This is a genomic window from Plantactinospora sp. KLBMP9567 (assembly GCF_033446045.1).
GTDB lineage: Bacteria > Actinomycetota > Actinomycetes > Mycobacteriales > Micromonosporaceae > Plantactinospora.
In genome coordinates, this window is the sequence record NZ_JAWQRR010000021.1 from 91,491 (window position 1) to 104,073 (window position 12,583).

Below are 12,583 nucleotides of genomic sequence, written 5' to 3' on the forward strand. Positions count from 1 at the left end.
ACGGAGCCCCAAACCGCAGTTCAGGCACGTGGTGGATGAGGATCGTACCCGATCGGATCACGATCACCGCCCCCCTGACTGGACAGTTGTCGCTCACCGGAAGCACCGGCCGTACCGTGGTCTCCGCCGCGCCGGGTCGGCGGCCGCCGACCCGGCCGGGGTCAGTGAACCCCTGCCAACCTCCCCTTACGGCCCGTCGTCGCCACCGGTGACAGCCGGGCGAACGCGCCGCGCTGTCCAGGTGGGAAGAGGTTCAGTCCGCGCAGCTCGGGGCCGGCGGCCCACCCCGGGCTATCCGGCGGTGAAGCGGACGACGACGAACTCGGAGCGGGCGCCGCAGACGACGACGGAGGTGTTCCAGGAGCAGGAGGTCCCGATGACCTGCTTGAGCTGGCCGAGCTCGGTCAGCTTTCCGGACTCGGCGGCCACCCCGGCGACGCTGGCGTCCTGGCTGTACGTGCCCGGTTGCTCGTCGAAGACCAGCAGGTTGCCGCCGTCGACCCGGACCGCGAACCCGTCCCGGCTCAGCTTCTCGTCGCCGTCGCCGGAGAAGAGTCTCGCCGCCGGATTGGTGGAGCCGAGCCGGACCAGGGCATGCTCGCCGACCGGCAGCAGGCTCTGCGCCTGCGGCACCTTTTTCCGCCAGGCAGCCGGCTGGCCAGCGCCCTGGTCGGTCCGGACCGCCACCAGCTCGGTGGTCTCGGCGTCCGAACCGGCGGTCTCCAGCAGGCAGACCTGCTTGTTCCCGCAGGGCTCCAGAGCGGTCGGCCGGCGGCTCTTGTCCACCGCGTTGTAGATGCTGGTCGGCGTGGCCAGGGTCGCCAGGTCGTACCGGGCCAGGCCGTAGCCGTCGGTCTTCGGCGCGACGAAGAGTTGGCCCTCGTACGCCAGCACCTCGTCGTCGGGGTCGGCGGCGTCGGCCCGGGACTTCAACACCCTGCCGTTCGTCACGTCGACGACCCGGATCGAGTCGTCCGCGCCGATCTGCACGAGTCGCGGCCCGTCACCACGGTTCAGCGGTGGCGCGTCCCCGGTCGGGTCGGCGGCCCTGTCCACCTCCCCGGCGGTCCGCATCGGATAGACGGCGGAGTCGCTGTCGTACTCGCCCTTCGGGTTCGGCCGGGTCCACCCCGGGCCGCCGCGCGCGTTGATCCCGATCAGCGTGTCGGCGGCCTCGTCGAGCACCACGACGTACTCGTCGAAGAGGTAGAGCTTGTCGTCGCTGCGGACCTGCCGGCTCCACAGCTTCGCGCCGTTCGCCGGGTCGAAGGCGACCATCTCGCCCGGAGTACCGATGCTGGTGACCTCCGGCTTGACCAGCAGCACGTCCGGCAGCGCCGTGATCCAGTCCCACCGCTCGGCGCCGGCCGCCGTGGTGATCCACCGCTCGACCTTCGCCGACTCGGCATCGAGCACCGCGATGTCCAGCCGCTGGTCGTTCCGCTGGTAGGCGGCGTACGCCCGCCGGCCGGCGGTGGCGGTGAAGAACGTGGACGGGTTCTCCTCCCGGGTGGCGATCCGGTCGACCTCCTGGAACGAGGCGAAGTCGATGCCGGGGTAGCGGTCGCGGGTCAGGTAAAGCAACGTCGCGACGACCACACCGACCAGTGCGACCAGCGCCCCGGCGCCGATCCAGACCGCTCGGCGGCGTACCAGCCCGGCCAGCCCCGCCGGTGCGCTGCCGCCGGGCGGGCGTGCAGGTCCGGGCGGGCGGCCCGGTCCGCCGGCTCCGAACGACGCCGGACTGCCCGGCGGGACCGGCTGACCCGGCTGACCGGGATAGCTGCCGCCGGTCGGCGAATAGCCGCCGGCAGCCGCCTGGGCGGGTGGCGCGGCGACCGCCGCGGCCCCGCCCTCGTACGCCCGGGTCTGTCCCGGTACCGCGCTGCCAGCGGCGGCCCGGCTGGTCGGCACCCCGGCGCTGCCCCGGGCCGCCGGTACGGTCGTGACCGGGAGTTCGGCGAGCGCGCCCTCCGCGACCGGCAATTCCGGCTGTTCGAGTACGGTCGGCGCGATGCCGAGGTCGGCGTGCAGCATCCGGGCCACCAGCGGGACCCGGGAGGAGCCGCCGACCAGGAACAGCCCGGCGAGCTGGTCGGTGCCGAGCCGGCAGTCGGCGATCACTGACGCGGCCTCGTAGACCCCCCGGCGCAGCAGCGGGGTGACCACGCTCTCCAACTCGTCCCGGGTCAGGTACAGCGCCTGCTCGACGCCGGGCACCGGAACCGGTGCCGTCGCGGCCCGGGACAGCATCTCCTTGGCTCCGCGTACGTCGTCCCAGAACTGCCGGCGACTGCGCCACTGGCTGGCCGTGGCCGGCTGGCGCAGTTGCTCCCAGATCGGCCCGTGCGTGGTCCGGATCACCCCGCCCAGGTGCTCGACCAGCGCCGCGTCGAGGTCGAGCCCGCCGAGGTCGGCGACGCCGCCCGAGCCGACCACCACGAATCGGGCCCGGCCGTTCTCGTCGGTGCCCTCGTTGCGCACCACCGCGATGTCCAGGGTGCCGCCGCCAAAGTCGAAGACCGCCAGCGCGGACCGGACCGGCACCGGCCGGCGCAGCACGTCGGCGAAGTAGCGGGCGGCGGCGACCGGCTCGGGCACCAGCAGAGTGCCACCGCCAGGCCGGACCGCCGCATCGGCACCACGAGCCTGGACCGCCGCATCGGCGCCGGGAGGCCGGGCCGCCGCATCGGCACCGGCCAGCACCGGCGGCCAGCCGGCCCTGGCGACGGCAGCGGCCAGGGTGTCCCGCCGGCGGGCTCCCCAACTGGCCGGATAGCTGAGTACGGCCGGCGGCAGGAACCCGACCGCCTCCACCGCCGCGCCGGCCACCGCACCGAGCACGCCGGCCAGCAGGTCGACCGTGGCGATCTCGCGGTCTCCGAGGAGTACGGACGACTCGTCGATCCGCCGCTTCGGGTTCGGCTCGTAGCGGGAAGGGTCGGCCTGGGCCAGCCGCTGGGCGTCCCGCCCGACGTGTGGCCGCCCGTCCTGGTCGAGGAACACTCCGGACGGCAGAATCGGCTGCCCGTCGAAGAGCAGCGGTCTGGTCCGGCCGTCGGGCCAGCGCAGCACCGCCACGGTGTGCGAGGTCCCGAGGTCGACGCCGAGCCCGTAGCCTCCGTCCTGACCTGCCATGAACCGACTCCTCCGCAGGGCGAGGGGTTACCCGGCCCTGCATGTTACGGCCCGGCGCCCACCGCCCGGTCCGCCCGCTCCGGCCGTGATGATCTCGCTCGTTCCGGAAGAGAGTGGCCTCGATCCGCGCGGAAGCCACTCTTCCGGGGAAGGAGCGACATCGCCGCGGAGGCTGGCGGAGTCAGACGGGTCAGGCGGTCAGACGGCGCCGGGAGACCTCGGCGAGCGCCACCGCCGCCGCCACGCTGGCGTTGAGCGACTCGACCTCGGAGACCATCGGGATGCTGACCCGCAGGTCACAGGTGGCACCCACCAGCCGGGACAGCCCGCGCCCCTCGGAGCCGACCACCACCACCAGCGGGCCGACCGCCGCCTCCAGGTCGTAGAGGTCGGTCTCGCCGTCGGCGTCCAGCCCGACCGCCAGGAACCCCTCCTGCTGGGCGAGCTTGAGCGCCCGGGTCAGGTTGGTCACCTGGCTGACCGGCACCCGGGCGGCCGCACCGGCACTGGTCCGCCAGGCGGTCGCGGTGATGCCGGCGGCCCGCCGCTCGGGTACGAAGACGCCCTGCGCGCCGAAGGCCGCCGCCGAGCGGATCACCGCGCCGAGGTTGCGCGGGTCGGTGATGCCGTCGAGCGCGACCAGCAGCGGGGAGGGCTGCTCCAACGCCACCGCGAGCATGTCCTCGTAGGGCTGGTAGGCGAACGGCGGCACCTGCACCCCGATGCCCTGGTGCAGCACTCCGCCGGTCATCCGGTCCAGCTCGGCCCGGCTGACCTCCAGGATCGCGATGCCCCGGTCGGCGGCGGTCCGGACCGCCTCGTTCACCCGGTCGTCGATGTCGATGCCCTGCGCCACGTAGAGCGCGGTGGCCGGCACCTGCGACCGGAGCGCCTCCACCACCGGGTTACGCCCGACCAGCAGCTCGGCCGCCTCCCGCCCAGGCGCGGAGCGGCGACCCGGCGCGACCCGGGGACCGCCCGGACGCGGAGCCGGCTTGCCACCCGTACGCCCGGCGGTCGCGGCGCCCCGTCCGGCGCTGACCGACTTGCGGCCGCCCTTCTTCGTACCGGCGCCGCCGGCGCCCCAGGTGGTGTCCTTGCTCCCCGGTACGCCGACCTTCGGCGCCCGGCCCTCCTCGGCGGCGGCGCGGCGCTCCTTGGCCTGCTTCCAGGCGGTGCGCTGCGGGAGCTGCTCGGTGCCGGAGTATCCCTTGTGCCAGGGGCGCTCGTCGGCGGGCAGGGTCTTGCCCCGGCCCTTGAGCGCACCCCGGTTCTTGCCGCCGGATCCCGTGGTGGCGCCCTTCTTGGCGCTGACCCGACGCCCTCTTCGGGCGGAATTTCCGGGCATCAGTCCTGTTCTCCGATCGTCCAACGCGGCCCGTGCGGGGTGTCCTCGACCACCACGCCCGCGTGTTTGAGCTGGTCCCGCACCGAGTCGGCGGCGGCCCAGTCCTTGCGGCTGCGGGCCTGTGCCCGCTGCTCCAGGGCCAGCGCCACCAGCGAGTCGACCACGGACCGCAGCTCTCCATCCTGCCCGTTCGTGCTCCAGGCCGGGTCGAGGGGGTCGAGTCCGAGCACGTCGAGCATCGCCCGGACCACGGCGAGCGCCGCCCGGGTCCCGGCGTCGTCCCCGCCGGCCAGTGCGATCTGGCCGTCCCGGACCGTGTCGTGCAGCACCGCGACCGCGGCCGAGGTGTTGAGGTCGTCGTCCAGGGCCGCGCCGAACTCGGCCGGCAGCTCGCCGAGCGTACCCGCGCCGACCCGTTCCACGGCCCGCCGCACGAAGCCCTCGACCCGGCGGTACGCCACCGCGGACTCGCGCAGCGACTCGTCCGAGTAGTCGATCCGGGACCGGTAGTGCGGGGCGACCAGGTAGTAGCGCAGCTCGACCGGGCGGATTCCGATCGAGGCGACGTGGTCGAGGTCGACCACGTTCCCCAGCGACTTGCTCATCTTGGCCTCGCCGAGGTTGAGCAGGCCGTGGTGCACCCAGTACCGGACGAAGGGCAGGCCGGCGGCGCGGGACTGGGCCTGCTCGTTCTCGTGGTGCGGAAAGGTCAGGTCGAGCCCGCCGCCGTGGATGTCGAACTCGGCGCCGAGATAGCGCCAGCACATCGCCGAGCACTCGATATGCCAGCCGGGCCGGCCCGGCCCCCACGGCGACGGCCAGGCCGCGTCGGCCGGCTCCTCCGGCTTGACACCCTTCCAGAGCGCGAAGTCGTTGGCGTCCCGCTTGCCCCGTTCGGCGGCCTCCTCGGCGTTCTGGGTCTGGGTCGCCTCCGGCCGCTGACCGGACAGGTCGCCGTATTCCGGGTAGGACCGGACGTCGAAGTAGACGTCGCCGGAACCGTCGTCGGCGACGTAGGCGTGCCCGTCGGCGAGCAGCTTCTTGATCAGCTCGTGCATCTCCGGGATGTGCCCGGTCGCCCTCGGCTCGTACGTCGGCGGCAGCACGTTGAGGCTGCGGTACGCCGCGCCGAGCAGCACCTCGTTGGCGTACGCGATCGACCAGAACGGCCGGCCCTGCTCGACCGCCTTGGTCAGGATCTTGTCGTCGACGTCGGTGACGTTGCGGATGAAGTTGACCTGGAAGCCGCTGCGCAGCAGCCAGCGCCGCAGCACGTCGTAGTTGACCCCACCCCTGAGGTGGCCGATGTGCGGCGGAGACTGGACGGTGAGGCCACACAGGTAGATCCCCACCCTGCCGGCGTGCATGGGGACGAAGTCCCGCACCGATCGGGCGGCGGTGTCGTACAGGCGTAGCGTCACCGTACAAGGGTACCGACCGATGTCTGTCCGGGCTCACCCCGCGACCACCACCCGGCCCGGCCCCGGTCGTGCCCGCTCCCGTGCCGGCCGGCACCGGCCGTACGCTGCCTGGTGTGGCAAGGGTGGCGGGCGGCGCACCGGCCGGCCCAGCGGAGGAGCCCGCTGGCCGGGCCGGCGAGACGGCGCAGACCCTGGACCGTGGGCTGCGCCTGCTGCACCTGGTCGCCGACGCCTCCGGCGGATTGACCGTGACCGAGGCGGCCGCCCAGTTGGGCGTCGGCCGGGCGGTGGTCTACCGGCTGGTCGGCGCGCTCACCGAACACGGGATGGTCCGCCGGGACGCCGGTGGCCGGCTGCGGCTCGGGGCGGGGCTGCTGCACCTGGCCCGGCGGGCCCAGCCGCTGCTCGCCGACGGGGCACTGCCGGCGCTGCGCCGGCTGGCCGAGCAGACCGGGGCGACCGCGCACCTGACCGTGGTCGACGGTGCCGAGGGGGTGGCGCTGGCGGTGGTGGAGCCGAGCTGGACGGCGTTCCACGTGGCGTACCGGACCGGGGCCCGGCATCCGCTGGGCCGGGGCGCGGCCGGCCGGGCGATCCTGGCCGGCCGGCAGGGTCGGGCCGACCCGGTCGCGACCAGCGGCGAACTCCAGGCCGGCGCCTACGGCGTGGCCGCACCCGTGCTCGGCGTGCCCGGGCTGGAGGCCAGCGTCGGCGTGGTCGCCCTGGCCCCGCTCGACGTCACCAGGACCGGCGCCCAGGTCCGCACCGCCGCCACCGAGATCGCCGCCGCGCTCTCCTAGTGGAGCTCGCGCAGCTTCCCGGAAACAGTGGCCACCTCGTCCGCCGGAGACCACTGTTTCCCTGATCGTGCGTGATCTACGGGTTCCCTGAGCGTGGCTCACGGGCTCCGCCGCCAGCGGTCGAGCACCGCCGGCAGCTCGGCCAGGGAGCGGATCTCGGCGTCGGGGCGCAGACCCGCCGGGCGGTCCAGGCCAGCGCGGTTGAGCCAGACCGCACGCAGGCCCGCCACCTGGGCGGCCTCGACGTCCTTGCCCGGCGAGTCGCCGACGTGCGCCACCGACGACGGCGGCACCCCGGCCGCCGCCAGCACCGCCGCGTAGAACTCCGGCGCCGGCTTCTTGGGTACGCCCCCGACGTGCGCGTAGATCTCGAAAGCGAACTCGGCGGCCAGTCCGCACCGGTCCGGCCGGCTGTTGCCGTTGGTGGCGAAGCCGAGCGTGTACGACCGGCGCAGCACTCCGAGCGCCGGCAGGGTGTCGGTGAAGGGCCGGGTCAGCGCGAACCGCCGGGCGAAATACAGCTCGGCGATCGGCTCCAGTTCGGCGGTCAGGCCGACCCGGGCCAGTGACCGGGCCAGCGCGGCCCGGCGTACCCGGGTGACCGGCTCACCGGCGTGGTCGGCGTAGACGGCGTCCCAGTCCCCCTCGATCTGCGCCAGGGTGACGTCCTGAGCCGCCGGGGTGAGCCGCCGCATCTCGGCCAGTACGGCGACCAGCGCGCCGGTCACCGCCGTACGCAGGTCGACCAGGGTCTCGTCCGCGTCGAACACCACCGTGCGCACGCCCACGAGTTCGAGGGTAGCGACGGCGGCGTCAGGGGTGGGTCATCCGGAGCACGTCGAGCGCCTCGTCGAGCTGCTCGGCGGTGAGCCGGCCCGCCTCGACGTGGCCCCGGGCGAGCACCACCTCGCGGATCGACAGCTCCTTGGCCAGTGCCTCCTTGGCGATCGAGGCCGCCTCGTCGTAGCCGAGGTAGCGGTTGAGCGGGGTGACCACCGAGGGCGACCCCTCGGCGTACGCCAGCGCCACGTCGACGTTCGCGACCAGGCCGACCACGCAGCGGTCGGCGAACAGCCGGCTGACGGATGTGAGCAGCCGGATCGACTCCAGCACGTTGCGGGCCAGCACCGGCAGCATCACGTTCAGCTCGAAGTCGCCCTGCGACCCGGCGAAGGTGACCGTGGCGTCGTTGCCGATCACCTGGGCACAGACCTGCCGGACCGCCTCGCAGACCACCGGGTTGACCTTGCCGGGCATGATCGACGACCCCGGTTGCAGGTCGGGGATCTGCAACTCGCGCAGCCCGGCCCGGGGGCCGGAGCCCATCCAGCGGATGTCGTTCGCGATCTTGTAGAGGCCGACCGCGACCGTGCGGAGCTGGCCGGAGACCTCGACCAGCCCGTCCCTGGCGCCCTGCGCCTCGAAGTGGTTGCGCGCCTCGGTCAGCGGCAGCCCGGTCATCTCGCGCAGTTTCTCGATCACCTTGGGGGCGAAGCCGGCCGGGGTGTTGATCCCGGTGCCGACCGCAGTGCCGCCGAGCGGCAGTTCGGCGAGCCGGGGCAGGCAGCTCTCCAGCCGCTCGATGCCGTACTGGAGCTGGGTGGCGTACCCGGAGAACTCCTGGCCCAGGGTCACCGGGGTGGCGTCCATCAGGTGGGTACGCCCCGCCTTCACCACCTCGGCGAACTCGTCCACCTTGGACTCCAGCGCGAACTCCAGGTGCCGCAGCGCCGGCAGCAGGTCGTGCACCACGGCATGGGTGGCGGCCAGGTGGATGGAGGACGGGAAGACGTCGTTGCTCGACTGGGCGGCGTTCACGTCGTCGTTCGGGTGCACCTCGCGGCCCAGGTCGCGGGCGGCCAGCGTGGCGATCACCTCGTTGGTGTTCATGTTCGACGAGGTGCCGGAACCGGTCTGGAAGACGTCGATCGGAAACTGGTCGTCGTAGCCGCCGTCGGCGACGTGCGCCGCCGCGGTGACGATCGCTCCGCCGACGGCCTCGTCGATCACGCCCAGCTCGGCGTTGACCATCGCGGCGGCACCCTTGATCTGGGCCAGCGCCCGGATGTGCGCCGATTCGAGCCCGCGCCCGGAGATCGGGAAGTTCTGCACCGCCCGCTGCGTCTGGGCCCGCCACAGCGCGTCGACGGGCACCTCCACCTCGCCCATCGTGTCGCGTTCGATCCGGTAGCCGGCCGCCTCTGGTGTGGTCACGCGTTCCATCCTGCCCCGACCCCGGCCGGCTCGCAGATGATCGCCGTCACCGATCGGCGGCTCCGGCTGCCCGACCGCGCCGCGGTCGCCGGTGAGGGCGCCTGGACCAGCCTCACCTCACGCGGCCGGCACCGGTACCGGCGGCCGGCTCAGCCCAGTTCGCGCAGCCGCCGCCGGACGTCGTGCTGGTCCGGGGAGTCGACCTGGATCAGCAGGGCCAGCGCCCGGGTCCAGTACGACCGGGCGGCCGCCGGGTCGGTCTCGCGCAGGCAGCGGGCGAGCCCGTCCAGCGCCCGGGCCTGCTCGTACGCCAGTTGGATCTTCGTCGCGCCGAGCAGGGCCTGCCGGTGCAGGTCCAGGGCGGCTTCGGTGTCACCCAGCGCCAGCATGGCGCGCCCGAGAAGGTTGCGGGCCGCACACTCGCCGGCCCGGTCCCCGGCGTCCCGCATCGCGGCCAGCGCCTCCCGGTGCCGCTGCACCGCCACCTCCGGCCGGCCGCACTCCCGCTCGATGCTGCCGATCTCGTTGAGCAGGTCCGCGACGGCGAACGGGTTGCCCCGGGCCTGCTGGATCCGCAGCGCCACGGACATGTGGCGCAGCGCCCGGTCGCGCTGACCCTGCCGTCCGTAGACCCCGCCGATCGAGCCGAGCGTGTCCGCCACCATGGCGATCTTGCCGACCTGGCGGGCCATGAACAGCCGGTTCCGCAGCACCCGCAGCGCGTCCGAGTAGCGGCCGAGGACGAGGTAGACGCTGCCCAGGTTGGTCAGGGCGTTCGGCATCGCGTGCCAGCCCGGTGTCTGCCGGGCCAGCTCCAACCCGAGTTCGAGGTAGTGCACCGCCTCCCGGGTCCGGCCGAGCATCATCAGCGGCAGGCCGAGGTTCACCGTAGCCACCGACCGCCCGGCGACGTCGCCGAGCCGCTCCCAGATCGCGATGACCACCCGCAGCGACTCGACCGAGCGCTGGAACTCGCCGAGCCGGAAGTACGCCGAGGTGAGGTAGTTGTGCATGATGGCGATCCCGGCGTCGTCGCCGAGCGCCTCCGCCGCCCGCAGCCCGTCGGTGTGGGTCTGGATCAGCTCGTCCAGGTGGCCGCCGAGATAGAGCTGCCGCCAGTTGGCCCGGGCGAGCTGCCAGGCGTACCGGTGCAGCCCCTCCTGCACCGCGAGCTGGACCAGCGCCACCAGGTTGCGCCGTTCCGCCTCCAGCCAGTCCCGCCCCTCCTGGGCCGCGGCGGCGACCAGGTCGGGCCGGGCCGGCTGCCCCGGTACGGCCATCCGCAGGTTTCCGGTCGGTTCTAGGACCTGGCTGACCGAGGCGGCGGTGTGCAGGTAGTAGTCGAGCAGCGCCTGCAACGCCTGCCGCCGCTCCGGCTCGCCGCCGACCACGGTGACCAGTTCGGCGGCGTACTCCCGGACCAGGTCGTGCAGGCGAAACCGCCCGGCGTCCACCTCGTCGGTCAGGTGGGCGTCGACCAGTTCGTCGAGATGTTCCCGGGCCACCCCGAGCGGCAGCTCGGTCAGCGCGGCGCAGGCGTACTGGTCGAACTGCGCGCCGGGGTGCACGCCGAGCAGCCGGAACGTCCGCTGGACCGGCTCCGGCAACTGGGCGTACGACAGCGCGAAGGCGTCCGCCAGGGTGCGGTGCTCGACGGCGAACTCGGCCAGTACCGGGCGGTCCGGGTCGCCGAGCCGCTGGGCGAGGTCCGCCACCCGCCAGCGGGAACGGTGGGCCAGCCGGGCACCGGCGAGCCGGATCGCCAGCGGCAGGTACCCGCAGCGCCGGACCACCTCCTCCGCCGCCGCCGGCTCGGCCCCGACCCGTTCCGGGCCGGCGATCCGGGCCAGCAGGTCGACCGCCTCGGCGGGCTCCAGCACGGTCAGCGACTGCGCCCGTACCCCGTCCAGGCCGACCAGCCGGCGTCGGCTGGTCACCACGGTCAGGCAGCCGGGGCCGGCCGGCAGCAGCGGACCGACCTGGGCGGTGTTGGCCGCGTTGTCCAGCACCAGCAGCACCCGCCGGCTGGCCAGCTCGGTACGCCACAGCGCCAGCCGGTCGTCGAGGTCGGCCGGGATCCGCTCCCCGGGTACTCCGAGCTGCCGCAGCAGCGTGCCGACGGCCGTGCTCGTCGGCAGCGGGCTGTGCAGGCTGTGCCCGTGCAGGTCGACGAAGAGGTGCGCGTCCGGGTACGCGGCGCCGAGCGCCGTCGCCAGGTGTACGGCCAGCGCCGTCTTGCCGCTGCCCGGCATGCCGTCGATGACGTAGACGGCGGAAAAGTTCGGACCGGCCTCCTCGATCTCCTTGCGCAGCCGGGTGATGGTCTCGTGCCGGCCGGTGAAGTCCTCGATGGCCCGGGGCAGGGCACGTACCGGTGACCGGGGCGGTGGCTCGTCGTCCGCCGGCCCGACCTCGCCGGCGAGTACCCGCCGGTGGATCTCCCGCAGCCCCGGCCCGGGCTCGATGCCCAGCTCGCCGGCGAGGATCTCCCGGCCGGCCCGGAACACCGCGAGGGCCTCGGCCCGGCGGCCGCTGTCGGCGAGCGCCAGCATCAGTTGACCTCGGAGCCGTTCCCGCAGCGGATGGCGTTCCACCAGCTCGGTCAGTTCGGCGACCAGGTCGCCGCTCCGGCCGCCGAGCCGCAGCTCGATCTCGAAGCCGTCCTCCATCGCCAGCATGCGCTGCTCGTCCAGCGACGCCGCGCCCCGGCGGACCGCCGTACCGGTGATGCCGGCGAGCGCCGGACCGCGCCAGAGCGCGAGGGCGGCCCGGTAGCCCTCCCGCGCCTCCGGCCAGTTCTGCTCGGCGGCGGCGCTCCGGGCCCCGGCCACCAGCCGCTCGAAGAGGTGCGCGTCCAGATCGTCGGGTCCGAGCGCGATGCGGTAGCCGGCCGGCCCGGTGACGATCGTCTCACCGGGCACCCCGGCGACGGCGAGCAGCCGGCGCAGCCGGGAGACGCAGGTCTGCAACTGCCCCCGCGCGGTGACCGGCGGGTCGGCGTCCCAGACCGCGTCGACCAACTCGTCGACCGGTACCACCTGCGGGGCATGCAGAAGTAGCACCGCCAGAACGACCCTGTCCCGGCCAGCGGTCACCGTCGACTCACCGCCGCTCACCTGGAGCGGCCCAAGGATTCCGAACCGCATGCCAGCTCCTGACCGAGGTCGCATCCGGCAGCAGAGTAACCCGACAATCACTCGCAGCAGAATCGACTTGATAGCGAGGTGGCAGCGGAACGAGAGTGCCACCGCCCACACTGTGCGCTGGGATGCACGACACCAGGTGAGACACATCGACGGGGGCGGTGCGTCCGCCGACCTGCGGGGGCGACGGACGCACCGTGTCGGAGCAGCGGTTTCGCCGCCATCCACACCTGAGGAGACGCCAGGACATGGACGCCTCTGCAAGACCCGAGCGGTCCCGGCCGGTACCGGCCGCCGGGGACGTGTTGCAATTCGCCGAATCCGACTACTGCTACGGAACCGGCCCGCTCGTGCTCCGGGTCACCGGGGTCGGCGCGGATCTCGGCCGTTATCCGCAGCTCGAGTGGCTGTCCCTGCGCGGCGTGGAGCTGCACGGGGACGGCAGCGCCGGCCCCGAACGGCAGGTGCTGGTCCGCACCAGCGCCCTGCACGGTACCGGCTGAGCGGTGCACCAGCCCC

Annotated in this window: 8 protein-coding genes; 2 read left to right on the forward strand and 6 right to left on the reverse strand. The window is 73.7% G+C overall.

Annotation, left to right across the window (positions count from 1 at the left end; genetic code table 11):
- Nucleotides 1–291: 291 nt before the first annotated feature.
- From R6Y94_RS16660 to cysS, 3 genes are all read right to left on the reverse strand, one after another.
- Entirely contained in the window at nucleotides 292–3,138 is a 2,847-nt protein-coding gene (locus tag R6Y94_RS16660) for an Hsp70 family protein (protein WP_318396773.1), read from the reverse strand.
- A 190-nt stretch (nucleotides 3,139–3,328) separates the two neighbouring features.
- Nucleotides 3,329–4,486, reverse strand: coding sequence for a 23S rRNA (guanosine(2251)-2'-O)-methyltransferase RlmB (gene rlmB, locus R6Y94_RS16665; protein WP_318396774.1), 1,158 nt, complete (start codon nucleotides 4,484–4,486; stop codon nucleotides 3,329–3,331).
- Complete coding sequence (gene cysS, locus R6Y94_RS16670; protein ID WP_318396775.1) at nucleotides 4,486–5,907, reverse strand: cysteine--tRNA ligase; 1,422 nt, start codon at nucleotides 5,905–5,907, stop codon at nucleotides 4,486–4,488. Before cysS ends, rlmB begins: the two co-directional genes overlap by 1 nt.
- A 122-nt stretch (nucleotides 5,908–6,029) precedes the next feature.
- Between cysS and R6Y94_RS16675 the strand changes: the two genes are divergently transcribed.
- The gene (locus R6Y94_RS16675; RefSeq protein ID WP_318396949.1) at nucleotides 6,030–6,707 is read left to right on the forward strand and encodes an IclR family transcriptional regulator; all 678 of its coding nucleotides are present in this window, start codon (nucleotides 6,030–6,032) and stop codon (nucleotides 6,705–6,707) included.
- 98 nt (nucleotides 6,708–6,805) lie between these two features.
- Here the strand turns inward: R6Y94_RS16675 and R6Y94_RS16680 are convergent, their stop codons facing one another.
- The 3 genes from R6Y94_RS16680 to R6Y94_RS16690 form a co-directional block, all read right to left on the reverse strand.
- Nucleotides 6,806–7,495 carry an HAD family hydrolase gene (locus R6Y94_RS16680; RefSeq protein ID WP_318396776.1) on the reverse strand — a complete coding sequence of 230 codons (690 nt, stop codon included), beginning with the start codon at nucleotides 7,493–7,495 and terminating at the stop codon, nucleotides 6,806–6,808.
- 25 nt (nucleotides 7,496–7,520) lie between these two features.
- Nucleotides 7,521–8,921, reverse strand: a complete 1,401-nt coding sequence (locus R6Y94_RS16685) for a class II fumarate hydratase (RefSeq protein WP_412102777.1) — start codon at nucleotides 8,919–8,921, stop codon at nucleotides 7,521–7,523.
- A gap of 149 nt (nucleotides 8,922–9,070) precedes the next feature.
- Nucleotides 9,071–12,067 (reverse strand): AfsR/SARP family transcriptional regulator, encoded by a 2,997-nt coding sequence (locus R6Y94_RS16690; RefSeq protein WP_318396778.1) that lies wholly within the window; start codon nucleotides 12,065–12,067, stop codon nucleotides 9,071–9,073.
- Nucleotides 12,068–12,312: 245 nt separating this feature from the next.
- On the opposite strand from R6Y94_RS16690, the gene R6Y94_RS16695 reads away from it, so the two are divergent.
- A complete protein-coding gene (locus tag R6Y94_RS16695; protein WP_318396779.1) occupies nucleotides 12,313–12,567 on the forward strand; it encodes a hypothetical protein in 255 nt (84 codons plus the stop codon).
- Nucleotides 12,568–12,583: the final 16 nt, after the last annotated feature.